We start from the raw sequence: 24,573 nt of genomic DNA, 5'->3' as shown, positions 1-24,573 counted from the left end.
GCATGCAAGTCTAATAGACCACGCGCGCGCCGTTGCTGCTCATTGCCGTACAAAAGAAAACGGCCACCAAAAGGCAGCCGCTTTCCTACACGGCAGACGGTCAAGGCTTCTTCACAGCATCCTTTACTTCGCCAACCTTTTGCTGAACCTCACCCTTGACCTCTTGGGCTTTGCCTTCGCCCTTGAGCCTTTCGTTACCGGTGACCTTGCCAACGCCCTGTTTGATATTGCCCACCGCTTCGTTGGCCAAACCTTTAGCTTTGTCTTTGGTACCACTCATGGGGAAATCTCCTTGAGGCAAAGACACGAGAAACGTGTCGACATAGGATCGACTCATGCCCCGTGGCCAGAGTTTCAATTGATTTGCTGATCGCCCACCCAACGGCAATCAGCGGGCGAATACCGCACCGATTCAGCCGCACTGCCTGCGCAAGCGGGTACAGCTTCCCTAGAATCCCTGCAAACGGCCGCCCACCGCAGGTGGCCCATTGATAACAACAACAGTTTTGGAATCCTGCACCCATGCGTTTCATGCCTGTGCTGACAGCCTTGCTGCCGCTGCTCCCCCTACCGGCCCTGGCCACGCCCCAGATTACCCCGCAAACCTTGCAGGTCGACCGCTACGCCGATGACGGCAAGCCCGGCAGCTTGCGCTGGGCGATCGAGACCAACAATGAAAACCCTGGCCGCTACCAGATCGACATCGCGGCGGTCGGTCAGCCGCCCTATGTCATCAAGCCCAACAGCGCCCTGCCAGAAATCAAGGGCCCGGTGCGCATCACCGGCCTCTCCTGGGCACGCGACGGCCAGTACATTGCCATCGATGGCTCCGGCTACATCAAGGACCAAGGCGTACGCACCTGCCCTGGCGCCCTGCCCGGCCAGTTCGGCACCAACGTGCGCACCACCACCCACCCTGGGCTGGTCCTGCGCGACACGCAAGGGGTGCAGATCAGCGGGCTGGAGGTGCGTAACTTCTGCATTGGCATCCTGGTCAACCGCGCCAGCGGCAACGTCATCCAAGACAACCGCATCGTTGCCAACAAAGGCGGCGCCGGGATCATGCTCACCGGCGATGACGGCGCCGGTAACCCCACCGCCACAACCACGAACAACAACAAGGTCTTGCGCAACCAGCTGATCGACAACGGCGACGGCCTCGAGCTGACCCGCGGTGCCGCGTTCAACCTGGTGGCCGACAACCTGTTCCGTTCGACCGCGGCCAATCCTGAACCCTCGCAAGGCATCGAAATCTTGTTGGGTAACGACAACAGCGTGGTGCGCAACCGCTTCGAGAACTACTCCGACGGCCTGCAGATCAATTGGGGCAAGCGCAATTACCTGGGTGCCAACACCTTCAGCGGCAACTCCATCGGCGTCAGCGTGACCGGCGAGGGCAATATCCTCGATGGCAACCTGATCCACGGTAACCGCATCGGCGTGGCCCTGCGCCCGGAACCAGACACCACTCGCACCCGCCTGACCGCCAACCGCATCTGGGCCAACAGCCAGGACATTCGCCGCTGCGAGGCGGGCGGCTCGTGTGTCGCCGATCAGCGCACCGGTGCGATCATCTTCGGTGTGCCGGCCCAGGCCCATGCACTGTATGTCGGTTCGCGCGGCGTCGGGGCGGATTTGCCCAAGGCCGAGCAAGCGATCATCTGTGACGCCAAGGGTGAGCCCAAGCCTTGCCAGCCGCTGCCTAATCACAACCAGCAGCCACCGAGGCTGACCGCCTTGCGTAATGAGGTTGTACGAGGTGAGGTACAGGGGCCTGCGTCGAGCCTGTTGCGTATCGAGCTGTTCGGCAATGCCAATGCCCAAGCCACCGAAGCGGAGCAGTACCTGGGGGAAGTGCTGGTCAACAGCGATGCACATGGGCGGGCGCAGTTTGCCCAGTCGCTGCAGAATGCCGCGGGGTTGCACAGTTTTACCGCGACTGTGACCACTGCTGATGGGGCCACTTCGGAGTTGAGTCAGCCGTTAAAGCGCTAAGGCAGATGAGTCGGCGTGCGGCCCATTCGCGGGCAAGCCCGCTCCCACAGGTACCCCGCTGACTCTGGATTCAGCGGGGTACCTGTGGGAGCGGGCTTGCCCGCGAAGAGGCCGGTATGCCTTGCTCGGTTTCCTGCCACCCCGCACAATGTCAGGTCACCCAAGCGTCAACCCGCAGGAACCTGCATGAAACTCGACAAACCCACCGCCATCGCCCGGCGCAACCAAGCGTTGGCCCGGCCGGTGCTCAACAGCGACAACTCCCTGTTCGCCATTCTCGACACCAAGCGCAACCTGTGGTGGTTCGAAGTGCCGATGGCGCTGCTGCGCAAAGGCCAGCCCGACTGGGTCAACCTGCTGCTGCACACCCCCGAATCCGATGAGTTGCAGCACCTGAAGGTGCCGATCAACTTCTTGCGCGCCCATCAAGAACAGATGGAAGTGCGCAAGCCCGGCAAGCGTCGCTCGACCATCAGCCTGGCGCTGAGCGCCGACCGCGACTCACTGCTGCGCGACACTCGCCCGGGCGGCGAGCAACTGGACTTCCGCCCGTTCGTGCAGGTCTGATCAGACCCGTTCGATGCGATCGTCATGGATGACGATCCGGCCCGCCTTGAACAACGCGCCAATGGCCTTCTTGAAGTTGCCCTTGCTGACGTTGAACAGCTTGCTGATCAGCTGCGGATCGCTCTTGTCACACACCGCCAGGGTGCCGCCTTCTGCTTCCAGGCGCGCCATGATCTGCTCTTGCAGGGTATCGGCCAGGGCTTGGCCGACCGGCTGCAGGCTCAGGGCGATCTTGCCGTCGTGACGCACTTCCTTGATGAAGCCCTTCTCGTGCATGCCCGAGCGCAGGAACTTGAACACCTCGTTCTTGTGGATCAGGCCCCAATGGCGGTTGTTGATGATCGCCTTGAAGCCCATCGGCGTCTCGCCCGCTACCAGCAGCTCGACCGGCTGGCCCACCGCATACTCGGCCGGGGTGCGGTCCAGGTAACGGTCCAGCCGCGCCGTGGCGGTGATGCGCCGGGTGCGTTTGTCCAGGTAAGCGTGGATCACGCAGTAATCGCCAATCTTCAGCGGCTGCTGCTCTTCGGAATAAGGCATCAGCAGGTCTTTGCTCAGCCCCCAATCGAGGAAGATACCGGCGCCGTTGATGTCCTTGACCTTGAGGCTGGCGAATTCGCCAACCTGCACCTTGGGTTTCTCGGTGGTGGCGATCAGTTGGTCTTCGCTGTCCAGGTAGATGAACACGTTGAGCCAGTCGTCGAGCTCGGTCGGCGTATCCTTGGGGATGTAGCGCCGCGGCAGGAGGATCTCGCCATCCGCGCCGCCATCCAGGTAAAGGCCGAATTCGACATGTTTGACGATTTGCAGACTGTTGTAGCGCCCAAGTAGAGCCATGTGTGAAAAACCCTCATCACAAGGCACCCAGTCAGTGGACGCCTTGTCGATTGATGCCCGGGCCACGAGGCCAGGGCTGATATGCGTGGTGAAAGGTACAGGCTGAGCGCGTGTTCGCCAGTGCAATCAGCCAGCCAGTGTGGCCCGACGCTCGGCAAATGCACGAAAATCCCGGTCCTGCCCCCATAGTTTGTCCAATTGAGCCCGCTTCCTTTGACTCGGCTGCTGCTTGTCGAGTGCAGCCAGGGCCTTGCCCCACCACACTTCACGACAAGCGTTCAAATAAGCGCCAGGGCGAGGTGTGCGGCCCAGCAGGTAATACCTGCCGATCCTGCGCAGGTCTGGGTGCAACCGCCAAAGCTTGCACTTGTTGGTTACCCTGTCGACCAGGCTCAGGGGCGGTATATGGCTTGGCACCTCGCCTGACGCCTCGACCAGAGCCTGACTGAAGTGCTCCCCATGCGTCTGGAAAAACAGCTTCAGCATCGCGTGGTGGTAGTCCTTCTGCGAATAGTAGTGGTGCACACAGTCGCGTGCCTCAGCCACCTGCTTGTCCGCCAGCACGAATGAAACGGCAATCTGTTCCAACGTATGCAACTGAGTGTGCAGGTGCGCCCACTGGTCGATCAGGCCTATGGCTTGATTCATTTGTGCCACACCCTGCGCGGTCATCCCGCAGATGCCACTGTTATACAACCGCAGGCTGGCGGGCGGAGTCCCACCGCTGGCCGCTAGTTGGCTGACCAGCCCAGTGTAATCCTTGCGCTTGGATGCTTCGCGCCAGTGGAACTCAAACTGATCCATCACACACTGATCATCGCTCACACGCTCGAACAGCGCGGCCGGATCGCTGAGGAAGATGGTGTCGGTATCAACGAAAATAGTCTTGCGCGCAAGCTCCAGACCCAGGCGAATGGCACAGGCCTTGCGTCGATGAACATAGCCTGCAGTGCCCATCCAGTCGGCGAGCGTCGCCTCATCCAATGCCACAACGCGAACCGGCCAGCCAGCCAATGCCTGTGGCTGATCAGTAAGCACAGTAATGCTGAAGCTCTCGCGATTGGCCTGATGACGCAGGGCGGACAGGATGCTGAACTGCGCTTCATGCCGGTAAATACTTTTTTTACCGTACAAGAAGTACAACAAGTGATTCGGTTGCATAAAACCTAGGTACCAGTGCTTTGCGTTGGCTACACGCCAAACCTCGGCATGATGCCATATCCGGCCCAGAGCCTCCAGACGAGCGCTTGGATAGGGGCCTACGCCGGTCAGAAATCCCTGCACTGATCAATCACTGCGCCAATCACGGTGGCCGGATCTATAGTGACAGCAACGACCACCGGGGATTGATCCAGCGGAACCGCCACGAGCACCGGCGCGTCTACACCCTGGCCAGTCTTCAGCAAGGATTCGCTCATGCTCAAGCGCCTGACCAAAGCCCTGCGCCCTATCTTGATCGGCCTCGGTGTTGTCGTGGCCGTCGTCGCCTGCAGCCGCATCGACCTGGCCTATCGCAACCTCGACACCTTGGTGCCGTGGTCGCTGGGCGACTATCTGAACATGAACCGCGAGCAAAAAGCCTGGCTCGACCAGCGCTTGCAGCAGCACCTGGCCTGGCACTGCAAGACCCAACTACCAGGCTATCTGGACTGGTTGGACAAGATGCGCGAGATGGTCGCCCGTGACCAAGTCACCGATCAAGCCCTGCAGCAGCGCACTGCCGAGGCGCGCCAGGCGATTGCTCGGGTCACCGAGGCGATCACCCCATCGGCCACCGAGCTGCTGCGCGGCATGAACGATGCGCAAGTCGAAGAGATGCGTCAGGCGTTCAGGGAGGATATCCGCGAACGTCAACGCAAATACGTCGAAACGCCACTACCGAAGCAGATCCAGAACCGCGCAACCCGCATGGAAAAACGCCTGACCCCCTGGTTAGGAGAGCTCAACGCGGCCCAACGCCAGCGCGTCATGAGTTGGGCGCAAGCCCTGGGCGACCAGAACCGCCAGTGGATCGCCAACCGCGCCCACTGGCAGCAGCAGTTGGTGCTCGCCATGGATCAGCGTGCCACGCCCAACTTCGAGCCGCGCCTGGCGCAGTTGCTGCAACGTAAGGAAAGTCTGTGGACGCCGGAGTATCGCGCCGCGTTTCAGAACTCCGAGCTACAGGCGCGTAGCTTGTTGGTCGACTTGATGCGCGAAAGCAGCCCTGCCCAGCGCCAGTACTTGCAAGAGCAGTTGATCAAAGTGCGCACCAGCTTCAGTGAGCTCAAGTGTTTGAAAGGTTAATGGACTGTCAGCTAATTACCTTTGCTTACGCCGATATGGAAACACATCGATCACCTTGCCGCCCTCGATCGCCGCCTGCAGCCCCTTCCAGTAATCGGCGTCATACAACTCGCCATGCAAACGGCTGAACAACCTGCGCTGGCCGATATCGGCAAACAGAAACGGCGGAAACTCTTCAGGGAAAACATCGTGCGGACCAATCGAATACCACGGCTCTCCTGACATCTCATCTTCCGGGTAGCGCGGCGGCGGGATATGGCGAAAATTCACTTCGCTCAGATAGCAGATCTCGTCATAGTCATAGAACACCACCCGGCCATGCCGGGTAACGCCAAAGTTCTTCAGCAGCATGTCACCGGGAAAGATATTGGCCGCAGCCAGCTGCTTGATCGCCAACCCATAATCTTCCAGCGCCTCCAGCACCTGGGCTTCGCTGGCCTGCTCCAGATACAAGTTGAGCGGGGTCATGCGCCGTTCGGTCCAGCAGTGGCGGATCAGTACCGTATCGCCTTCCAACACCACGGTGGAGGGCGCCACCTCGAGCAACTCCGCCAGGCACTCAGGCTCGAACTTGCCCCGCGGAAATCGAAAATCCGCGAACTCCTGGGTATCGGCCATGCGTCCGACCCGGTCGACGCTCTTCACCAGGCGATACTTGTCGATCACTGTGGCGCGGTCGACCGTTTTCGATGGCGAGAAGCGGTCCTTGATCAGCTTGAATACCGTATTGAAGCCCGGCAGGGTAAACACCGTCATCACCATGCCCCGCACCCCTGGCGCCATGATGAAGCGGTCGTCGGTACTGGCCAGGTGGTTGATCAATGCCCGGTAGAATTCCGACTTGCCATGCTTGTAGAACCCGATCGAGGTGTACAGCTCGGCAATGTGCTTACCGGGCAAGATGCGCTTCAAGAAGTTGACGAACTCCGCTGGTACCGGCACATCGACCATGAAGTACGAGCGGGTGAACGAGAAGATGATCGACACCTCGGCTTCATCAGTGATCAAGCCATCGGCCTCGATGCCATGCTCCTCGCGGTGCAGCAGCGGGACGACCAGTGGCCACTGCTCATCCTGGGTATACAGGCGCCCGACCAGATAGGCACCTTTGTTGCGATAGAGCACCGGTGAAAACAGCTCGATGGCCAGCGCCGGATCTTTGCACACCCAATCCGGCAGGCAATCGCGCAACTGCTCCTCCAGCCGTACCAAATCACCTTCCAGATCGCCATAGCCGACGCTGAACGGGTAATCCGCGAACAGCGCCCGCAGCAGCCCCTTGAGGCCGCCGTCGCCGAGTCGATAGGTACGGGTTTGCGCCGCACGCTCGTGGCTGCGCATCGCCGGCCGGGTGGTGTGGATGAACATACAGCCATCGCTGATCTGGTCGTGACTGAACAGGCTGCAGAACAGCGAGTTGTACCAGGTTTCGGACAGCTCATCGTCCAAACGCGGATCGATCAGGCGGATGTAGGCGCTCTTGACCAACGGCCACTGCTCGACGTCCAGCAACACGTCTTCATCGAAGGCATCGCGCAACCAGCCATTGACCTCGCCAACCTTCGACTCATACAGATTGATACGCGCAGCGGCAGCGCGCTGGATCTGCTGCCACTGCGCCTGCTCGAAGCGCTCGCGGGCCCCCAGGGTGATGCGGCGAAAGTGCTCGCGGTAGTTGTCGAAGCCATCGAGGATCATTCGGGCGATCTCGCTGGCCGGCCAGTGCTGGGTCATACAAGAGCCTCCGCGTGGGGTTCAGCGCTGAGCTTAGCCACTGTGCGCCTGTTTGGTGAACTCCAGGCCACTATCGCGGGGCAAGCCCGCTCCCACGTATGCGCTGTGCAGGCTGGGATGTGGCGTGGAAACTGGCACCACGCTCTTCGCCGCGCAGAATGGATGTGGCGTGGGAGCGGGCTTGCCCCGCGATAGCGCCCTCAAAGTCACAGATATACATAGCAAGAAAGCACAAGAACCGCTCAGCCCCGTGCCGTACACTGCCGCCCTGCCCTGTTGCCGGAGACCGTTGTGAGCCCCATCGCCCTTGCCCGCCTGTTGACCCTTGCCGCCGTCTGGGGCGCGAGCTTTCTGTTCATGCGCATCATCGCCCCCGAACTTGGTACCGTGCCGACCGCGTTCTTTCGGGTGTCGATCGCCTGCCTGGGGCTGATCGCGATCCTCGCCGTGGCGCGGGTGCGCTGGGACTTCAACGGCAAACTCGGCGCCTGCCTGGTGCTGGGGATGATCAACTCAGGGATCCCAGCCACCTTCTATTCAGTAGCAGCACAAGTGCTACCGGCGGGCTACTCGGCAATCTTCAACGCCACCACGCCGCTGATGGGCGTGCTGATTGGCGCCTTGTTCTTCCGCGAGCCGATGACCGTGATCAAGCTGTGCGGGATCTTCCTCGGCCTGTTCGGCGTCGGCATTCTCAGTGGTGCCGGCCCAGTGGCGTTGGATCTGGCCCTGCTGCAAGGGGCACTGGCCTGCTTGGCGGCGACCACCTGCTACGGCTTCGCCGGGTTCCTCGCCCGCCGCTGGATCAGTGGGCTGGACAGCCGCCTGTCGGCGCTGGGCAGCATGCTCGGCGCCACCTTGATGATGACCCCACTGTTCGCCTGGAGCGCCCTGAGCCAACCGCCGGCCAGCTGGGGTGGCTGGCAGGTGTGGCTGTCACTGCTGGGGCTGGGCCTGGTGTGCACGGCGTTTGCCTACATCCTGTACTTCCGCTTGCTGGCCGAGATTGGGCCGGTCAAGGCCAGTACCGTGACCTTCCTGATCCCAGTGTTTGGCGTGCTGTGGGGGGCGTGGCTGTTGGACGAATCGCTGTCCATGGGCCACCTGTATGGTGGGGTGCTGATTGGCTTGGCGTTGTGGTTGGTGCTCAAGCCGGCGCGAAAGACGCTCCAGTGATCATGCCTGGGGCTGCTTCGCAGCCCTGCGCCGGCAAGCCCGCTCAAACAGGGCTAGCGCCGCTGTCAACGTTGGCGCAATAGAGCGGGCTCTGCCCGCGCCATCCCATCCTGTGTTTCATCCATGAAACCAGCCTTTTCCCTCTCGTTACCGCAAATGCCCAACTGCCTCGCATTGATCCATTCGGATGCGCAGTTGCTGTGCATATTTGTGCCACATAAAAAACCATGTTTCATATATAAAACAATACCTAACGTGTTAAATATTCCTAACTTATTAATAAATATAGACTTTTAATAAACATCAGTTTTTTCCTACAACTGGCATTGTTCATGCACTAAACCGCGTATCACCTATAAAACAGACCAGAGAACTCTCCCATGGCTGTGAAAGAGATGTACGCAATCGCCCCGCAGTGGAATACCCCGCGTTCCAAGGAGGATCAAGCGCCGGCGGAAATCGAATTCCGCAACGTTGGCAAAGCCTTCAAGGCCAAGGGCCAGGCCGAGGCGCCGTTTGCCATCCGTGACGTCAACTTCAAGATCCGCCGTGGTGAAGTGGTGTCGATCATCGGCCCATCCGGTTGTGGCAAGAGCACCATTCTCAACATGGGCTCTGGCCTGTACCGCCCCACCGAAGGCGAAGTTCTGGTCAGCGGTGAAGCGGTCAACGGTCCGGTGCCGAAAGTCGCCTTCATGCTGCAAAAAGACCTGCTCATGCCCTGGCGCAGCATTCGTCGCAACGTCGAGCTGGGCCTGGAGATCCAGGGCATGGCCGCTGCCCAACGCAAGTCGATTGCCGAAGATCTGCTCGATCGCTGCCACCTGCAAGGCTTTGCCGACCACTACCCGTTCCAGCTGTCTGGTGGCATGCGCCAGCGCGCAGCCCTGGCGCGCACCCTGGCCATCGACCCACAGGTGTTGTTTCTCGATGAGCCGTTCTCGGCGCTCGACGCGCAGACCAAGATGATCCTCCAGCAGGACCTGGCGCGGATGCTCTTCGAGGAGAAAAAGACCGCGCTGTTCATCACCCACGACCTGGTCGAGGCCATCGCCCTGTCCGACCGCCTGCTGGTGATGAGCGCCCGCCCCGGCACCATCATCGAAGAAATCGAGATCGACCTGCCGTTTCGCGACAACCCGCTCGAGCGCCGCAAGCTGCCGGAAATCGGCCCGCTGGCTGGCCGCCTGATGGATCTGCTGAAGGTCGGCGAAGACCTCGACCTGCACTGATCGACGCCCCACTCATCACTTGGGAGTTAGCATGTTCACCACCTCTATCAAGCGCGTGGCTCACACCGCCCTGGCCGCCCTCGCCCTGAGCCTGGCCGTCCAGGCCCAGGCCGCACCGACCAAGGTCACCTATCTGCTACCCGCGCCGCCGAGCCTGCCGGCCTTCGCCCCGTGGATCATCGCCAAGGAAAAGGGCTACTACCAGGCGCAGGATCTGGACCTGACCTTCATCGCCGCCAAGGGCGGTGTCGATGTCGCCAAGCAGATCGGTGCTGGTAATGCGTTGGTCGGCGGCGCCATCGGTGACACGCCGATCATCGTGCGCCCCAATGGCATCCCAGTGCGCGCCGTGGCTGTGCTCGGCGGCGGCGGGGTGACCATGATCGCCACCAACGCCGACGAGAAGATCCGCTCGATCAGCCAGCTCAAGGGCAAGACCCTGACCGTGATGTCGTACTCCGACACCACCTACTACGCACTGCTCGCCTCGCTGCGCAAGGCTGGGCTGAACAAGGACGATGTCGATATCCAGGCCGCTGGCCCCTCGGGCGTGTGGCAGCTGTTCTCGGCCAACAAGGCCCAGGCCATGGCCGGCGTGCCGGACTGGGTGATCAACGCCGAGGACGCCGGCCTGAAGTATGAGTTGATCCCGCGCGAACAAGTGTTCGAGAGCATGGCCCAAGCGATTCTGGCGTCCGACGACGCCATCGAAAACCACCCGCAGATCGTCCGCGGCGTGGTCCAGGCCACCCTGCGCGGCCTGCAGGACATCATCGACGACCCCAAGGCCGCCGCCGCCAGCTTCGCCCGCGCGGTGCCTGCCTACGCCGGCAAAGAAGCCTCGCTGGAGAAAACCCTGCGCCTGTACGTCGAGTACGTCTATGCCGGTCAGCCGGTGCTGGGCCGCATCGACCCGGCGCGGCTGGATGCAGTGCGCAAGTTCTATGTCAGCGAAGGCATCGTGCCGCGCGAGCCCAAGCTCGACGAGCTGTACAGCAACCAGTTCATCGAAACCAGCACTGCGGCCAAGTGACCGCGTGGATAACGACAAGGTAATCGCCCGATGAGAAACCTCAATCCGTCCGTCGCCGGCAGCGTGGCCCTGCTGGTGCTGTTCCTGGTGCTCTGGCAATGGGGCCCGGGGCTGCTCGGCATGCCGGAGTTCGTCATGCCGCAACTAAGCCGCGTGGCCCAGGAAAGCCTGCTGATGTGGCAGTCCGGCAACCTGCTCGAACACACCCTGATCACCGCCTTCGAGATCATCGTCGGCTTCGCCCTGGGCGCCCTGCTGGGGGTGGCCATCGGCGTCTCGCTGGGCCTGTCGCCGTCGGCAGAAGCGATGCTCTCGCCATACATCCTGGCGCTGCAGATCGCGCCCAAGGTGGCCTTCGCCCCGCTGTTCGTGATGTGGCTGGGCTACACCATCTACCCGAAGATCCTCATCGCCATCCTGATCGTGTTCTTCCCGGTGATGATCAACGTGCTCTCGGCGATTCGCACAGTCGACCCGGACATGATCAACCTGGTACGCACCATGAACGCCAGCCGCTGGCAGATCTTCCGCCTGGTCGAGTTCCCTTCGGCGATGGCCGTGCTGTTCTCCGGCTTGCGCATCGCCTCGACCCTGGCGGTGATCGGCGTCACCGTCGGCGAGCTGGTCGGCGGCAACCAGGGCCTGGGCTTCTTGCTGGTCGATGCCGAAGGCCAGGGCAACACCGCTGGGGTGTTCGTCGCCATCGTCATGCTCACCCTGATCGGCGTGCTGGCTTACGGCGCGGTGGTCTGGGCCGAGAAACGCGTTCTGCACTACCTCCCCAAAGCCATGTTGAGTACCCAATGATGAGCTCCTTCAACAACTTGCTCGAAGGCCGCCGCGTATTGGTCACCGGTGGCGCCCGTGGCCTGGGCTATGCCTTCGCCCAAGCGATCGCCCAGGCCGGCGCCCGGGTGGTGATCGCCGACGTGCTCGCCGGTCGTGTGCAACAAGCGGCCTGCGAACTGAACGAACGGGGCCTGGATGTCAGCGGGGTCACCCTGGACCTGGCCAACCCAGACTCCATCGACGCCTGCATGGAACGCACCGTCAAGCGCCTGGGCGGCCTCGATGGCCTGGTCAACAACGCCTCGATCACCAACTCCGGCGGCAAGAGCTGTGAACAGCTGGACATCGAAACCTGGGACCAGGTCATGCAGGTCAATGTGCGTGGCACCTGGCTGATGACCCGCGCGGCCCTGCCGGCACTGCGCGAAAGTGGCCGGGGCGCGGTGATCAACCTGGCCTCCGACACGCCGTTGTGGGGCGCGCCGAACCTGCTCGCCTATGTCGCCAGCAAGGGCGCGGTGATCGCCATGACCCGCAGCCTGGCCCGCGAGCTGGGCAACGCCAACATCACCGTCAACGCCATCGCCCCCGGCCTGGTGCTGGTCGAGGCCACCGCCTACGTGCCCGAGGCCCGACACCGCCTGTACACCGAACAACGCGCGATCCAGCGCCCGCAACTGCCCGATGACGTCAGTGGCGCGGTGCTGTTCGCCCTGTCCGACCTGTCGCGTTTCATCACTGGACAAACCCTGCCGGTCAACGGCGGGTTCGTCATGCCCTGAGCAAGGAGACTGTTCATGACCGACCTTAATCTGCAACACGCCACCCCGAAAACCTGGGAGCGCCCCGCCGGCGCCGACCTGGCCAGCTGGATGCAGACCCGCATCGCCCGCTACCAGACCCGCCGCTACGACTGGGACGCGCTGAAGTTCCAGGCCGACTACGACCCCAAGTTCCGCCGCGCACAGATGCGCTACGTGGGCACCGGCGGCACCGGTGTGAACAGCGATATGAACACCATCCCGTCCGAGCACTTCACCTTCTCCACCATGGTCATCCCGGCGGGCCATGAAGGCCCACCGCACCTGCACACCGACGTGGAAGAGGTGTTCTTCGTGCTGCGCGGCAAGCTCAAGGTGGTCATCGAGAAAGACGGCGAGCGCTTCGAGACCATCCTCACCGACCGCGACCTGATCTCGGTACCGCCAGGGGTATACCGCGAAGAGATCAACATCGGTGACGAAGACGCGCTGATGTGCGTGATGCTCGGCGCCAAGAAGCCGGTCACCCCCACCTACCCGCCAGCCCACCCGCTGGCCTCGATCAAGCGCGGGTAAGCCGATGACAACGGTCACCGACACCCTCCTGGCGCCGCTGCTCGGCCAACTTGAGCAGCATTTCGGCGAACGCCTGCTGCGTCTGCACGACGGTCAGCAAGCGCTGCGCGAAGCCGGCAGCGGCGAGGCCGTGGTGCTGCTGCATGGTATCGGCTCGGGCGCCGCCAGTTGGCTGCAGGTGGCCTTGGGCTTGAGCGAGCGGGCGCGAGTGATTGCCTGGGAGGCCCCCGGCTACGGCCAGTCGGCGCCGTTGCCGACGGCCAAGCCCAATGCTAAGGACTACGCCGGGCGGCTGTTGCAGACGCTGGATGCCCTGGGTATCGAGCGCTGCGTGCTGGTCGGCCACTCGCTCGGCGCACTGACCGCCGCTGCATTTGCCCAGGCTCATCCGCAACGGGTCAGCCGCCTGGTATTGCTCAGCCCCGCACGCGGTTACGGCGCGGCGGAACTGGCCGAGCAGGGCCGAGTGGTGCGCGACAAGCGCTTGCATAGCCTGGAGCTGCTGGGCATCGCGCAGCTGGCCCGCGAACGCAGCGCACACTTGCTGTCGTCCAGCGCCAGCGCAATGGCCCTGGCTTGGGTGCAGTGGAACATGGCGCGGCTGTTGCCCCACGGCTACCGCCAGGCCATCGAGCTGCTGTGTGGCGATCACCTGCTGCGCTATGCGCCTGGCAGTGCTGACGCTATCGCGGGGCAAGCTCGCTCCCACGCAGCCCGCCGTAGCGTTTCGTGGGAACGGGCTTGCCCCGCGATAGCGCTGGAACGGCCAGCAGATACCCCACCCTGCGAAGTGCACTGCGGCAGCGCCGACGGCATCACCCGCCCCGACGACTGCAAGGCCCTGGCGCAAAGCCTGGGCGCCCCTTTCAGCCTCATTGTCGGTGCCGGCCATGCCTGCGCCATCGAACAACCACACACCGTGATCGGGCTACTGGCCCGGGCACTGGACGCCTCTCTCACAGGTAGCGTGCTATGAACGATACGGATTCGTTAAAGGAAAACCAGGACAAGTACATCGTCCCTGGCCTGGAACGCGGCCTGCTCCTGCTGTGCGAATTCAGCCGGCAGAACCGCACCCTGACCGCCCCCGAACTGGCCCGGCGGCTGTCGCTGCCGCGCTCGACCATCTTCCGTCTGCTGACCACCCTGGAAACCATGGGCTTCGTCACCCGCAGCGGCAACGAGTACCGCCTGGGCATGTCGGTGCTGCGCCTGGGCTTCGAATACCTGGCCTCGCTGGAGCTGACCGAATTGGGCCAGCCGCTGCTGGCGCGACTGTGCGATCACCTGAACTACCCAAGCAACCTGGTGGTGCGCGATGGTCGCTCGATCGTCTACGTGGCCAAGGTCTCGCCGCCGTCGGTGTTCTCCAGCGCGGTCACCGTCGGCACTCGCCTGCCGGCCCATGCCACGGTACTGGGGCGTATCCTGCTGGCCGACCTGAGCCTGAACGAGCTGCGCGAGCTGTACCCGGAAGAACATCTGGAACAGTTCTCGCCGTGCACGCCAAAGACCGTGCTGGAGCTGTTCGACCTGGTTCAGGCCGACCGTATGCGCGGTTATGTCAGCGGCGAAGGTTTCTTCGAGTCGACCATCTCCACGGTCGCCGCGCCCGTGCGCGACGCCAGCGGCCAGGTGGTCGCCGCGCTCGGCCTGACCATCCCCACCGTGCAGATCGGTCACGTCAATTTCGCCAACCTGCTCGGCCAGGTACGCGGCAGCGCCGATGAGCTGTCGCGGCTGCTCAACTACACCCCCAACGCAGGCCACGGCCGCGTCACCGCGCTGATGAGGGACTGAGATGAATCCCTACCAACTTCATGAGCGCACGGCGATCGTCACCGGCGGCTCCTCTGGCATCGGCTACGCCTGCGTCGAACTGCTGCTCGAAGCCGGCGCGCGGGTGGCCTTCTGCGGCCGCAATCAAGACCGCCTGGACAGTGCCGAAGCGCGCCTGCGCCAGCGCTTCCCCCAGGCGCAACTGCTGGCCCAGGTGTGCGACGTACTCGACGCCCAATCCGTACGGGCTTTCGCCGCCGCCAGCCTGGCTACCCTTGGCCCGGCCCAGGTGCTGGTCAACAACGCCGGGCAAGGCCGCGTGTCGACCTTTGCCGACACCAGTGACGAGGCCTGGAACGAGGAACTGCAGCTTAAATTCTTCTCGGTGATCAACCCCGTACGCTCATTCATGGCTCAGCTGCAGGGCCAGCCGAACGCCTCGATCGTCTGCGTCAACTCGCTGCTGGCCAGCCAGCCCGAGCCGCACATGGTCGCCACTTCCGCGGCGCGGGCCGGGCTGAAGAGCCTGGTGCGCTCGATGGCGTACGAGTTCGCCGAACACGACATCCGGGTCAACGGCATTCTCATCGGCCTGGTCGAATCCGGCCAATGGCGCCGCCGCTTCGAAGCCCGCGAGGAGCGCGAACTGGACTGGTCGCAATGGACCCAGCAGCTCGCCCAACGCAAACACATTCCCCTGGGCCGCCTGGGCCTGCCGAAAGAAGCGGCGCAGGCGATCTTGTTCCTCGCCTCACCGCTGTCGGCCTACACCACTGGCAGTCATATCGATGTATCCGGAGGCCTGTCCCGCCATGCGTAACGAAAACACTGTCACCGTCGGTGCCGTCATCACGGCGTTCCTTGAGCAATGCGAGGTCAAGGCGGCCTTCGGCGTGATCTCGATCCACAACATGCCGATCCTCGATGCCTTCGCCGTACGCGGCAACATCCGCTTCGTCATGGCCCGCGGCGAAGCCGGCGCGACCAACATGGCCGACGCCTACGCCCGCAGCAGCGGCGGCCTGGGCGTGTGCCTGACCTCCACCGGCACCGCCGCCGGCAACGCCGCCGGGGCGATGGTCGAAGCGCTGACCGCCGGCACCCCGCTGCTGCACATCACCGGGCAGATCGAAACGCCGTATCTGGACCAAGAGCTGGCCTACATCCACGAAGCGCGTGATCAACTGACCATGCTCAAGGCGGTGTCCAAGGCGGCATTTCGCGTGCGCAGCGTCGAGACCGCACTGAGTACCCTGAAGCTGGCCGTGCAGACTGCCCTGACCGCGCCGACCGGGCCGGTCAGCGTGGAGATCCCGATCGACATCCAGTCGACCTACATCCCCATGCCCAGCGACCTCTCGCCGCTGCCGATCCCGGTCGCCGCACCTGCCGCAGAAGCGCTCGACCTGGTCGCCGAACGCCTGGCCAGCGCTACCCGCCCGTTGCTCTGGCTGGGCGGCGGCGCGCGCCATGCCGGCGCGCAGGTCAAGCGCCTGCTGGACATGGGCGTCGGCGTGATCACCTCGACTCAAGGCCGTGGCGTGGTCAACGAAGACGATGAACGCTGCCTGGGCGCGTTCTCCCAGAACAAGCTGGTCGAAGGCTTCATGCAGACCTGCGATGCGCTGGTGGTGGCCGGCTCACGCCTGCGCAGCAACGAAACCTTCAAGTACGCCCTGAAGCTGCCGCGCACCACTCTGCGTATCGACGTCAACCCGGCCATCGAAGGCCGCAGCTACCCCAGCGACCTGTTCATCTGCGGGGATGCGGCACTGGCCCTGGATGGCCTGGCCGACCGCTTGCAAGGGCGGCTGAACATCGACCCCAACTTCCTCGCTGAACTCAAGGCAGTGCGCGAGCAAGCGCGCAAGCAACTGGTCGCCGACCTTGGCCCGTACTCGGCGATGGTCGAGCAGTTGCAGGCGCAGACCGGGCGCAACTTCACCTGGGTGCGCGATGTGACCCTGTCCAACAGCATCTGGGGCAACCGCCTGCTCAACCTGTATCACCCGCTGTCTGGCGTACACGCCCTGGGCGGCGGTATCGGTCAAGGCCTGGCGATGGGCATTGGTGCGGCAGTAGCGGCAGCAGAAACCGCGCCGGGACGCAAGGTGTTCGCCCTGGCTGGCGATGGCGGCTTCATCCTCAACCTCGGCGAGCTGGCGACGCTGGTCCAGGAAAAGGCCAACGTGGTGATCCTGCTGATGAACGACCAGCGCTACGGCGTCATCCGCAACATCCAGGACGCCATCTATGGCGCCCGCCACGCCTACGTCGAACTGCACACCCCGGACTACAGCAAGCTGGCCGAATCGCTCGGCCTGCGCCATGGCCTGGTCAGCGACCTGAAGGATTTCGGCAGCGTGCTCGATGGCGCCCTTGGCGAACAAGGCCCGTTCCTGCTGGAGGTCGACATGCTCAGCGTCGGCGGCTTCGCCACCCAGTTCGCAGGCCCGCCCAACAGCGAAACCAAGGCGCAGAAGGCCACCGCCTGAGGAGGCTGTGATGTTGCATATCACCATGATCGGCTGTGGCGCGATTGGCGTCGGCGTACTCGAACTGCTGGAGCAAGACCCGCAGCTGTGCGTCGACGCGGTGATCGCCTCGGCAGGTTCGGCAGAACTGGTGCGCCAGCGCCTGGCCAGTTTCCGCCAGCCGCCCCAGGTGCTCACCGCGCTGCCGGCCGATGCACGCCCCGACCTGCTGGTCGAGTGCGCCGGCCACAAGGCCATCGAAGAACACGTGCTGCCGGCCCTGGAGCGCGGCATCGCCTGCCTGATCGTCTCGGTCGGTGCGCTGTCCGAGGTCGGCCTGGTCGAACGCCTGGAAGCGGCAGCGGCGCGCGGCAACACCCGCATCGAGCTGCTACCGGGGGCAATCGGCGGCATCGATGCGCTGTCGGCCGCCAAGGTCGGTGGCCTGGACTCGGTCGACTACGTAGGGCGCAAGCCTGCGCGGGCCTGGAAGAACACTCCGGCCGAGCAGCTGTGCGAGCTGGACAGCCTTAGCGAGCCGACCGTGATCTTCGAAGGCAGCGCCCGTGAAGCGGCGCGGCTGTACCCGAAGAACGCCAACGTCGCCGCCACCCTGTCGCTGGCCGGCCTGGGCCTGGACCGCACCCGGGTGACGCTGATCGCCGACCCGCTGAGCGAGGACAACGTCCATCAGTTTCAAGCCCGTGGCGCCTTCGGCCGCTTCGAGATGAGCCTGCGCGGCAAGCCGCTGCCGGCCAATCCGAAGACTTCGGCGCTGACCGTCTACAGCGTGGTTCGCGCCCTTGGCAACCACGCCCATGCCATTTCCATCTAGGGGACTGTCAATGACACTGGAACAGACCTTACCCATCTGCATCGCCGGCACCTGGCGCCTGGGCGCTGGTGAGCGCTACGCCAGCTGCTATCCGGCCACCGGCGAGCCGGTGGCCTGGCTCAATGCCGCCAGCCTGGACGATGTCGAGGCCGCTGTGCAGGGTGCGCACCAGGCCTTCGTGCACAGCGGCTGGGCCCAGCGCAAACCGCACGAACGCGCCGCCGTGCTGTACCGCATCGCCGAGCTGATTCGCCAACGCGCCGAAGAACTGGCCCAGCTGCAGCGCCAGGACAACGGCAAGCCGATCAACGAAACCCGCGCCCTGGTCGCCAGTGCCGCCGGCACCTTCCAGTTCTTCGCCGCAGCGTGCGAAACCCTGGAAGAAACCATCACCCCCTCGCGCGGCGACTTCCTCAGCATGAGCGTCTACGAGCCGATGGGCGTGGTTGCGGCGATCACGCCGTGGAACTCGCCCATTGCCAGCGAAGCGCAGAAGGTCGCCCCGGCCCTGGCCGGCGGCAATGCGGTGGTGATCAAACCGGCGGAAATCACCCCGCTGCTGGCCCTGCAACTGGCCCAGATCTGCGAGGACGCCGGCCTGCCCAAGGGGCTGATCAGCGTGCTACCGGGCAAAGGTTCACTGCTCGGCGATGCCCTCACCCGCCACCCGCTGGTCAAGCGTGTGTCGTTCACCGGCGGCACCCGCACCGGCAAGCACATCGCCCATATCGCCGCCGACAAAATGATGCCGGTGTCGCTGGAACTGGGCGGCAAGTCGCCGACCATCGTCCTTGACGACGCCGACCTCGACCACGCCGTGGCCGGGGTGCTGTATGGCATTTTCAGCTCCTCGGGCGAGGCGTGCATCGCCGGCTCCCGGCTGTTCGTCGCCCGCGCCCTGTACGAGCCTTTCATGACTCGCCTGAGCGCTGCCGCCGCGCAACTGCGCGTGGGTGATCCGGCCGATGAGCGCACGCAGATGGGCCCGCTGATCAGCGCCGCTCACCGCGAGTCGGTGGAGCGCTACGTGGCCCTGGGCCTGGCCGAGGGTGGCCACCTGCGCCTGGGGGGCGAGCGCCTCAGCGGCGGCATGTTCGACCAGGGCTACTTCTACCCGCCGACCATTCTCGAAGGCCTGGGCAATCACCAGCAGGTGTGCCAGGAAGAAATCTTCGGCCCGGTGCTGGTGGCCCTGCCCTTCGACAGCGAAGAGCAACTGATCGAGCAGGCCAACGACAGCTTCTATGCCCTCGCCGCTGGCATCTGGAGCCGCGACTACAAGCGCGCCTGGGCACTGGGGCGCAAGTTGCAGGCCGGCACGGTGTGGATCAACACCTACAAGCAGTTCTCCATCTCGACCCCGTTCGGCGGCTGGCGCGACAGCGGCCTGGGCCGTGAGAAAGGCCGCCTGGGCATCCTGCAATACATGGAACAGAAAAGCCTCTATTGGGGCATGAACCAACAGCCGCTGGCCTGGGCCGGCGTGGAGGCAGGGCAATGAGCGTTCTGGGCATCGACGAAGTCACCTATGGCGTGGAAGACCTCGACAGCTGCGTGCGGTTCTTCGCCGACTGGGGCCTGAGCAAGGTCAGCGAACAACCCGACCAGGTGATCTTCGAAACCCTCAATGGCTGCCGGGTGGTGCTGGCGGCCATCGACAAACCCGGCCTGCCGCCGGCCATCGAGCCCGGTTCGACCGTGCGCGAAGTGGTCTGGGGCGTGGCCAGCCAGGCCGATCTGCAGCTGTACAGCCAGCGCATTGCCAACGACCCAGGCTTTGTCGAAGGTGACGGGCGCATTGGCTGCACCGACCCCAACGGCCTGGCGATCCGCCTGCAAGTCACCCGCAAGCGCGCGCTGGACATCGAATGCAGCGGCCACAACACCTGGCAGAGCAAAGGCCGGATCAACAAGCCGGCGCCGGTCTACGAGCGCGCCACCCCCATCGAAGTGGGCCACGTGGTGTTCTTCGTCAAGGATGTGAATGCCTGCGAGGCCTTCTACCACGAGCGCTTCGGCTTCCAGGCCTCGGACCGCTACCCCAACCGCGGCGCCTTCCTGCGCACCGCCGAGGAAGGCGGCCACCACGACCTGTTCATGCTGCAATTGCCAGCGCCCCGCGCCGGGCTCAATCACGTCGCCTTCACCGTGCGCGACCTGCATGAAGTGTTCGGCGGCGGCATGCACATCTCGCGCTGCGGCTGGGCCACTGAGATCGGCCCGGGCCGCCACCCGGTGTCGTCGGCGTTCTTCTGGTACTTCAAGAACCCAGCCGGCGCCCTGGTCGAGTACTACGCCGATGAAGACCAACTGACCGGCGAATGGCAACCACGCGAATTCGAACCCGGCCCGACCGTGTTCGCCGAGTGGGCGATTGCCGGCGGCATCGATGGCAACACCCGGCGCCAGCAACACGTCGAGGCGCCACAAGGCAAATTCCTCACCGACAAGCCCAAGAACAACTGAGGTCGATCCCATGAGCACACCCGAGGTTTACCTGCAACCGCACCAGGCGCGCAAACGCCCCAACACGCCGTTCGAAGACCTGCTCGGCGACTCCATCGAACGCGCCTTCGGCAATGGCGTGGGCGAGCTGGGCGACTTGCTTGCCCACCTCAACCTGGCCGGCCCGCCCTGCCCGCTGACCAGCGGCGAGTGGACTGCAGAGGCCTACCAAACCCTGATGGCGCGGCTGGGCGCATGACCCACCGGAGGTAAAACAAAATGAATATGCACGTAACCGTCGACCCTGTTGAACAACACCTGGCCAATGGCCTGAAAGACCTGTGGTTCCCGGTCCTGCCGTCGGATCTGCTGAGCGATAAACCGGTGTCGATTCGCCGCCTGGGCTACAAGATCGCCCTGTGGCGCGATAACGACGGCAGCGTCCATGCCCTGGAAGACCATTGCCCGCATCGCGGCGCGCCGCTGTCGCAAGGGCCGGTGCTGGGCGATCGCCTGCAGTGCCCGTACCACGGCGTCGAAGTGCGCTGCGACGGCACCGTGACCAAGGTGCCCGGCAGCCCTGGCTGCAAGCTCGAAGGCAGCCGACCGACGCGGATGTTCCATACCCGCGAAGCGGCAGGCGCGATCTTTTTGTTCAACGCCACCGACCCGCACCTAGAGATGCCACCCGAGCTGGTGCTGCCCGAGCAGCTGACTTCGCCCGAGTGGAGCAGCTTCCTTTGCTACACCGAATGGAAAGGCGACTACCGCTACGTGCTCGACAACGTCATGGACCCGATGCACGGCACCTACCTGCACAAGATGTCGCACTCGATGAGCGAGGGCGAGGCCACCGCCAAGTTCGTCACCCGCGACACCGAGCAGGGTTTCTTCTTCGAAAAAGAAGGCCAGCGCGGCGTCAACTTCGACTGGACTGAGTTCCTCGACAACGGCTGCCATTGGCTGCGCCTGGAAATCCCCTACCCGAAGACCGGCGGCCCAGGCGGCAACTTCACCATCATCGGCAGCTACACCCCAAGCAGCCGCGCCCTGTCGGCGGTATTTCACTGGCGCGCGCGGCCGCTGAGCGGCTGGCAGCGCGACACCTGGCGCTTCCTCTACAAGAACCGCCTGGAAGCGCGCCACTGGGCGGTGCTGGAGCAGGACCGGGTGCTGCTGGAGTTCATGGAGTTCGACGCCAACCAGCGCGAGAACCTCTACCAGCATGACCTGGGCGTAGTGCGCCTGCGCCGCTACCTCAAAGGCAAGGCCAAAGAACAACTGGCCCTGATCGACGCAAAGCAACTGCCTTGAGCTATTGAACCTGAGGTGACCGATGTCCAACTCCTCCACCATCAGCGCGCTGGTGCACACCCTGCGCCATGAAGCCGAAGGGATCATCAGCGTCGAGCTGCGTCCCTGGGGCGATACCGTGTTCGCGCCGTTCGAGGCCGGCTCGCACATCGACCTGCATTTGCCCAACGGCTTGGTGCGCAGCTACTCGCTGCTCAACTCGCCGAGCGACCAAGGCCGTTATGTGGTCGGCATCCTGCGTGATCGCAACAGCCGCGGCGGCTCGCGCTTTGTCCACGAGCAACTGCGCGTGGGCACGGAGCTGAAGATCTCCCAGCCGCGCAACAACTTCGCCCTCGACATCCGCGCCAGCCACAGCGTGCTGGTGGCCGGCGGCATCGGCATCACGCCGATCTACTGCATGTTCCGCCAGTTGCTGGCGCTGGGGCGCTCGGCCGAGCTGATCTACTGCGCCCGCTCGCGTCGCGAGGCGGCGTTGCTGGAACAGATCGCCGGGCTCGGGGCCAAGGTGATCTATCACTTCAACGATGAAAAAGATGCCTTGCCGGATCTGCCCGGGTATCTGGCCGGGCGCCCGGCAGACACCCACTTCTATTGCTGCGGGCCGACGCCGATGCTCGATGCGTTCGAGAGCGCCTGTGAGAACTTGGGCTATGCGCATGCGCACATAGAGCGGTTCACTGCCGCCGAGTTACCGCCAGCGGAGGATGCCCAGGACAGCTACAGCGTCGAGCTGAGCAAGTCGGGCAAGACGCTGCATATCGAGCCAGGGGTGAACCTGCTCGATGTGTTGCTTGAGGCCGGTTGCGATATCGAGTACAGCTGCCGTGAAGGGGTGTGCGGCTCTTGCGAGACACGCGTGCTGGAAGGTGATATCGACCATCGCGATGGCGTGCTGACCAAGGCCGAGCGAGCGGCCAATGGCTCGATGATGGTGTGTGTTTCCGGGTGCAAGAGTCGCCGCCTGGTGCTTGATCTGTGAACTGACCCCATTGCTCGCACGCGCAGTTGACCGGCCCTTGGTGGCCGGTTTTTTTTGGCCGGAAAACCGGCCCTCATCGCGGGGCAAGCCCGCTCCCACGTTAGCCAGTGCACACCGGGTTGCGTGGGAACGGGCTTGCCCCGCGATGAGGCCACGCATCGTGCACTTATGCGCAATCTCTGGGCATTTACGTAACTGCCTTCAGGTGCTGTTTCGAGGGCGATACAAATTGCCGCGTTTCAAATATAAATAATTGTTTTAATTGATAATTTAATTAATTAACAACACTGGCACAGAACCTGCTCTAGCCCTTAGGCATTCACACTTGAAACACCGTATCGCCCCTAAAACAATAAAACCAACTCCACCCGTTATCCGCCGGTAAAACAGGTTGCCTCGCACACATCCCACTGTGGATGACGCCCCCGTTTTGCCCGCAGAAACGCCCCAACCTTGCAGGGCATGGTATGAACAGATATGTGATAAGCCTCGGTCTGATCGTCAGCAGTTGTGCCAGCTTCGCCTCCGAACCCGGCCCCGCCACCCCCGACCAACCGCCTGCGGTGAAAAAGCCGTTCCCGCACATCGCCTGGCGCAGCGATGACGGCCAAAGCAGCCTGGATATCGGCGGCGCCCTGCGTATCAACTACCGCGACGAGCACTGGGACACCACTGAGAACAACGGCCGGTTTCTGTTCGACACTTTTCGCCTGGATGTCCAGGCCAGTCACCGCCAGCTGTTCAGCGATGTCGGCTATTGGTTCCAGGACGACGGCAAGCGCTCCATCGACCGTGGCTACATTGGCTATCGCTTCACCCCCCAGTCCAATCTGCAACTGGGTGCACCGTTCAAGCCGTTCGGCCTTGAGCCTTACCCACAGTTTGGCTGGAGCTACCACATCCCGTTCTTCATGGGTTACGGCGTCAGCGCCGGTACGGGCCTGAAGTACAGCTACAAGGATCGGGACTGGGACCTGCAACTGGGCTATTTCCCCCGCATGCTGCCCTCCAGCCTGCGCTACTCGCCGGAGGTCGGCCGCTATGCCGACCTCAACGACAACGCCGTGCCCTTCACCCAATCGCGCCAGGACAACGAAAAGCGCAACCAGCTCAACGCCCGCGTTGCCCGAACCTTCACCGGCGAGGGCTGGAAGACCGAGATCGGCGCCTCGCTGGCCGCCGCCCAGCTGTACAACGCCACCACTGACGATGATGGCGACTATTGGGCAGGTGGTGTGCACGCCCTGTTCAACCATGGCCCCTGGACCGTGACCGGCCAGGCGATTCGCTATGAGTATGATCCGAGCAACCCCGCAGGGGTCAGCGACGATGCGGTGCTGATGGGCGGCAACGGCCTGACGCCGGCCTACCTGATCGCCTCGAAAGCGACCATTGCCGCGGTCAACCTGGGTTATGACGTGTACACGCCAGGGCTTGGCCAGCTGAAGAAGATCAAGCTGTATACCGACTACAGTCGGATGATGAAAGACAAAAGCGGCTGGGATGATTCGCAGATGTTCACGGTCGGGGCGCAGTTCCTGGCGATGCCGATCATGGCCTGGATCGACCTGACCTGGGCGCGCAACGCCAATCCATTTGGCGGGGCGGAAAATGGCACCGGCTGGACCAGTACTAGTTCCGTCGGCAGCAATGACTGGTACTACCGGACCAACATCAACATCGGCTACTACTTCTAAGTCGCTATCGCGGGGCAAGCCCGCTCCCACGCAGCCCCCGTAGGCTCTGCGTGGGAGCGGG

At 63.5% G+C, this 24,573-nt stretch carries 25 protein-coding genes; 20 read left to right on the top strand and 5 right to left on the bottom strand.

The genetic code is table 11. The annotated features are described in order from the left end of the window. Positions 1-100 precede the first annotated feature (100 nt). On the bottom strand, positions 101-280 hold the full coding sequence (locus tag ACI2JX_RS08930) for a CsbD family protein (protein ID WP_264237268.1): 180 nt from the start codon (positions 278-280) through the stop codon (positions 101-103). A 242-nt stretch (positions 281-522) separates the two neighbouring features. Between ACI2JX_RS08930 and ACI2JX_RS08925 the strand changes: the two genes are divergently transcribed. Beyond that, entirely contained in the window at positions 523-1,995 is a 1,473-nt protein-coding gene (locus tag ACI2JX_RS08925; protein ID WP_404689917.1) for a nitrous oxide reductase family maturation protein NosD, read from the top strand. 186 nt (positions 1,996-2,181) lie between these two features. Beyond that, on the top strand, positions 2,182-2,562 hold the full coding sequence (locus ACI2JX_RS08920) for a hypothetical protein (RefSeq protein WP_186557442.1): 381 nt from the start codon (positions 2,182-2,184) through the stop codon (positions 2,560-2,562). On the opposite strand, the gene ACI2JX_RS08915 is transcribed toward ACI2JX_RS08920, so the two are convergent. The 3 genes from ACI2JX_RS08915 to ACI2JX_RS08905 all read right to left on the bottom strand — a co-directional run bounded on the left by ACI2JX_RS08915 (position 2,563) and on the right by ACI2JX_RS08905 (position 4,817). Next, on the bottom strand, positions 2,563-3,399 hold the full coding sequence (locus tag ACI2JX_RS08915; RefSeq protein ID WP_186557443.1) for a S1 RNA-binding domain-containing protein: 837 nt from the start codon (positions 3,397-3,399) through the stop codon (positions 2,563-2,565). 126 nt (positions 3,400-3,525) lie between these two features. Next, positions 3,526-4,560, bottom strand: coding sequence for a hypothetical protein (locus ACI2JX_RS08910; RefSeq protein WP_404689916.1), 1,035 nt, complete (start codon positions 4,558-4,560; stop codon positions 3,526-3,528). A 107-nt stretch (positions 4,561-4,667) separates the two neighbouring features. Next, positions 4,668-4,817 carry a hypothetical protein gene (locus ACI2JX_RS08905; protein WP_264236226.1) on the bottom strand — a complete coding sequence of 50 codons (150 nt, stop codon included), beginning with the start codon at positions 4,815-4,817 and terminating at the stop codon, positions 4,668-4,670. On the opposite strand from ACI2JX_RS08905, the gene ACI2JX_RS08900 reads away from it, so the two are divergent. Beyond that, the gene (locus tag ACI2JX_RS08900; RefSeq protein WP_404689915.1) at positions 4,816-5,685 is read left to right on the top strand and encodes a DUF6279 family lipoprotein; all 870 of its coding nucleotides are present in this window, start codon (positions 4,816-4,818) and stop codon (positions 5,683-5,685) included. The two genes, ACI2JX_RS08905 and ACI2JX_RS08900, sit on opposite strands and share 2 nt — an antisense overlap. 15 nt (positions 5,686-5,700) lie before the next feature. Here ACI2JX_RS08900 and aceK read toward each other — a convergent pair whose 3' ends face one another. After that, complete coding sequence (gene aceK / locus ACI2JX_RS08895) at positions 5,701-7,419, bottom strand: bifunctional isocitrate dehydrogenase kinase/phosphatase (protein ID WP_404689914.1); 1,719 nt, start codon at positions 7,417-7,419, stop codon at positions 5,701-5,703. Between the two features lie 291 nt (positions 7,420-7,710). On the opposite strand from aceK, the gene ACI2JX_RS08890 reads away from it, so the two are divergent. From ACI2JX_RS08890 to ACI2JX_RS08810, 17 genes are all read left to right on the top strand, one after another. Beyond that, a complete protein-coding gene (locus tag ACI2JX_RS08890) occupies positions 7,711-8,595 on the top strand; it encodes a DMT family transporter (RefSeq protein WP_368973127.1) in 885 nt (294 codons plus the stop codon). 395 nt (positions 8,596-8,990) lie between these two features. Continuing rightward, entirely contained in the window at positions 8,991-9,827 is an 837-nt protein-coding gene (locus ACI2JX_RS08885) for an ABC transporter ATP-binding protein (protein WP_264236233.1), read from the top strand. 31 nt (positions 9,828-9,858) lie between these two features. Then, on the top strand, positions 9,859-10,860 hold the full coding sequence (locus ACI2JX_RS08880; RefSeq protein WP_368973126.1) for an ABC transporter substrate-binding protein: 1,002 nt from the start codon (positions 9,859-9,861) through the stop codon (positions 10,858-10,860). A gap of 30 nt (positions 10,861-10,890) precedes the next feature. Beyond that, on the top strand, positions 10,891-11,667 hold the full coding sequence (locus ACI2JX_RS08875; protein ID WP_404689913.1) for an ABC transporter permease: 777 nt from the start codon (positions 10,891-10,893) through the stop codon (positions 11,665-11,667). Next, the gene (locus tag ACI2JX_RS08870; RefSeq protein WP_264236220.1) at positions 11,664-12,431 is read left to right on the top strand and encodes an SDR family oxidoreductase; all 768 of its coding nucleotides are present in this window, start codon (positions 11,664-11,666) and stop codon (positions 12,429-12,431) included. Before ACI2JX_RS08875 ends, ACI2JX_RS08870 begins: the two co-directional genes overlap by 4 nt. A 15-nt stretch (positions 12,432-12,446) precedes the next feature. Then, positions 12,447-12,986 (top strand): cupin domain-containing protein, encoded by a 540-nt coding sequence (locus ACI2JX_RS08865; RefSeq protein ID WP_264236219.1) that lies wholly within the window; start codon positions 12,447-12,449, stop codon positions 12,984-12,986. 4 nt (positions 12,987-12,990) lie between these two features. Continuing rightward, positions 12,991-13,962, top strand: coding sequence for an alpha/beta fold hydrolase (locus ACI2JX_RS08860; protein WP_404689912.1), 972 nt, complete (start codon positions 12,991-12,993; stop codon positions 13,960-13,962). Further along, positions 13,959-14,786, top strand: coding sequence for an IclR family transcriptional regulator (locus ACI2JX_RS08855; RefSeq protein ID WP_264236217.1), 828 nt, complete (start codon positions 13,959-13,961; stop codon positions 14,784-14,786). The genes ACI2JX_RS08860 and ACI2JX_RS08855 overlap by 4 nt, the downstream gene beginning before the upstream one ends. 1 nt (position 14,787) lies before the next feature. Beyond that, the gene (locus ACI2JX_RS08850) at positions 14,788-15,585 is read left to right on the top strand and encodes an SDR family oxidoreductase (protein WP_404689911.1); all 798 of its coding nucleotides are present in this window, start codon (positions 14,788-14,790) and stop codon (positions 15,583-15,585) included. Beyond that, entirely contained in the window at positions 15,578-17,260 is a 1,683-nt protein-coding gene (locus ACI2JX_RS08845; RefSeq protein ID WP_404689910.1) for a thiamine pyrophosphate-binding protein, read from the top strand. The genes ACI2JX_RS08850 and ACI2JX_RS08845 overlap by 8 nt, the downstream gene beginning before the upstream one ends. 10 nt (positions 17,261-17,270) lie before the next feature. Beyond that, the gene (locus tag ACI2JX_RS08840) at positions 17,271-18,074 is read left to right on the top strand and encodes an aspartate dehydrogenase (RefSeq protein WP_264236214.1); all 804 of its coding nucleotides are present in this window, start codon (positions 17,271-17,273) and stop codon (positions 18,072-18,074) included. 10 nt (positions 18,075-18,084) lie between these two features. Continuing rightward, positions 18,085-19,575 carry an aldehyde dehydrogenase gene (locus ACI2JX_RS08835; protein ID WP_404689909.1) on the top strand — a complete coding sequence of 497 codons (1,491 nt, stop codon included), beginning with the start codon at positions 18,085-18,087 and terminating at the stop codon, positions 19,573-19,575. Then, the gene (locus tag ACI2JX_RS08830) at positions 19,572-20,540 is read left to right on the top strand and encodes a VOC family protein (protein WP_186557460.1); all 969 of its coding nucleotides are present in this window, start codon (positions 19,572-19,574) and stop codon (positions 20,538-20,540) included. The genes ACI2JX_RS08835 and ACI2JX_RS08830 overlap by 4 nt, the downstream gene beginning before the upstream one ends. Before the next feature lie 10 nt (positions 20,541-20,550). Continuing rightward, positions 20,551-20,778 (top strand): recombinase-like helix-turn-helix domain-containing protein, encoded by a 228-nt coding sequence (locus tag ACI2JX_RS08825; RefSeq protein WP_404689908.1) that lies wholly within the window; start codon positions 20,551-20,553, stop codon positions 20,776-20,778. A 20-nt stretch (positions 20,779-20,798) separates the two neighbouring features. After that, positions 20,799-21,833 carry a Rieske 2Fe-2S domain-containing protein gene (locus tag ACI2JX_RS08820; protein ID WP_404689907.1) on the top strand — a complete coding sequence of 345 codons (1,035 nt, stop codon included), beginning with the start codon at positions 20,799-20,801 and terminating at the stop codon, positions 21,831-21,833. 22 nt (positions 21,834-21,855) lie between these two features. Next, positions 21,856-22,815, top strand: a complete 960-nt coding sequence (locus tag ACI2JX_RS08815; RefSeq protein WP_404689906.1) for a PDR/VanB family oxidoreductase — start codon at positions 21,856-21,858, stop codon at positions 22,813-22,815. A 467-nt stretch (positions 22,816-23,282) separates the two neighbouring features. Then, positions 23,283-24,512 carry a hypothetical protein gene (locus ACI2JX_RS08810; protein ID WP_368973597.1) on the top strand — a complete coding sequence of 410 codons (1,230 nt, stop codon included), beginning with the start codon at positions 23,283-23,285 and terminating at the stop codon, positions 24,510-24,512. Positions 24,513-24,573: the final 61 nt, after the last annotated feature.

Source organism: Pseudomonas sp. NPDC088890 (assembly GCF_044900155.1).
Taxonomy (GTDB): domain Bacteria; phylum Pseudomonadota; class Gammaproteobacteria; order Pseudomonadales; family Pseudomonadaceae; genus Aquipseudomonas; species Aquipseudomonas urmiensis.
Note: the sequence above shows the minus strand (reverse complement) of the source record. Positions and strands in the feature narration are given on the sequence as shown.

Bases quoted from the DNA above. Each gene is read 5' to 3' on its own strand.
- ACI2JX_RS08850 (WP_404689911.1), top strand. From the start codon at position 14,788: ATGAATCCCTACCAACTTCATGAGCGCACGGCGATCGTCACCGGCGGC.
- ACI2JX_RS08875 (WP_404689913.1), top strand. From the start codon at position 10,891: ATGAGAAACCTCAATCCGTCCGTCGCCGGCAGCGTGGCCCTGCTGGTG.
- ACI2JX_RS08885 (WP_264236233.1), top strand. From the start codon at position 8,991: ATGTACGCAATCGCCCCGCAGTGGAATACCCCGCGTTCCAAGGAGGAT.
- ACI2JX_RS08815 (WP_404689906.1), top strand. From the start codon at position 21,856: ATGTCCAACTCCTCCACCATCAGCGCGCTGGTGCACACCCTGCGCCAT.
- ACI2JX_RS08920 (WP_186557442.1), top strand. From the start codon at position 2,182: ATGAAACTCGACAAACCCACCGCCATCGCCCGGCGCAACCAAGCGTTG.
- ACI2JX_RS08855 (WP_264236217.1), top strand. From the start codon at position 13,959: ATGAACGATACGGATTCGTTAAAGGAAAACCAGGACAAGTACATCGTC.
- ACI2JX_RS08915 (WP_186557443.1), bottom strand. From the start codon at position 3,399: ATGGCTCTACTTGGGCGCTACAACAGTCTGCAAATCGTCAAACATGTC.
- ACI2JX_RS08860 (WP_404689912.1), top strand. From the start codon at position 12,991: ATGACAACGGTCACCGACACCCTCCTGGCGCCGCTGCTCGGCCAACTT.
- ACI2JX_RS08865 (WP_264236219.1), top strand. From the start codon at position 12,447: ATGACCGACCTTAATCTGCAACACGCCACCCCGAAAACCTGGGAGCGC.
- ACI2JX_RS08830 (WP_186557460.1), top strand. From the start codon at position 19,572: ATGAGCGTTCTGGGCATCGACGAAGTCACCTATGGCGTGGAAGACCTC.
- ACI2JX_RS08930 (WP_264237268.1), bottom strand. From the start codon at position 280: ATGAGTGGTACCAAAGACAAAGCTAAAGGTTTGGCCAACGAAGCGGTG.
- ACI2JX_RS08825 (WP_404689908.1), top strand. From the start codon at position 20,551: ATGAGCACACCCGAGGTTTACCTGCAACCGCACCAGGCGCGCAAACGC.
- ACI2JX_RS08900 (WP_404689915.1), top strand. From the start codon at position 4,816: ATGCTCAAGCGCCTGACCAAAGCCCTGCGCCCTATCTTGATCGGCCTC.
- ACI2JX_RS08910 (WP_404689916.1), bottom strand. From the start codon at position 4,560: ATGCAACCGAATCACTTGTTGTACTTCTTGTACGGTAAAAAAAGTATT.
- ACI2JX_RS08845 (WP_404689910.1), top strand. From the start codon at position 15,578: ATGCGTAACGAAAACACTGTCACCGTCGGTGCCGTCATCACGGCGTTC.
- ACI2JX_RS08810 (WP_368973597.1), top strand. From the start codon at position 23,283: ATGAACAGATATGTGATAAGCCTCGGTCTGATCGTCAGCAGTTGTGCC.
- ACI2JX_RS08905 (WP_264236226.1), bottom strand. From the start codon at position 4,817: ATGAGCGAATCCTTGCTGAAGACTGGCCAGGGTGTAGACGCGCCGGTG.
- ACI2JX_RS08820 (WP_404689907.1), top strand. From the start codon at position 20,799: ATGAATATGCACGTAACCGTCGACCCTGTTGAACAACACCTGGCCAAT.
- aceK (WP_404689914.1), bottom strand. From the start codon at position 7,419: ATGACCCAGCACTGGCCGGCCAGCGAGATCGCCCGAATGATCCTCGAT.
- ACI2JX_RS08925 (WP_404689917.1), top strand. From the start codon at position 523: ATGCGTTTCATGCCTGTGCTGACAGCCTTGCTGCCGCTGCTCCCCCTA.
- ACI2JX_RS08835 (WP_404689909.1), top strand. From the start codon at position 18,085: ATGACACTGGAACAGACCTTACCCATCTGCATCGCCGGCACCTGGCGC.
- ACI2JX_RS08880 (WP_368973126.1), top strand. From the start codon at position 9,859: ATGTTCACCACCTCTATCAAGCGCGTGGCTCACACCGCCCTGGCCGCC.
- ACI2JX_RS08840 (WP_264236214.1), top strand. From the start codon at position 17,271: ATGTTGCATATCACCATGATCGGCTGTGGCGCGATTGGCGTCGGCGTA.
- ACI2JX_RS08870 (WP_264236220.1), top strand. From the start codon at position 11,664: ATGATGAGCTCCTTCAACAACTTGCTCGAAGGCCGCCGCGTATTGGTC.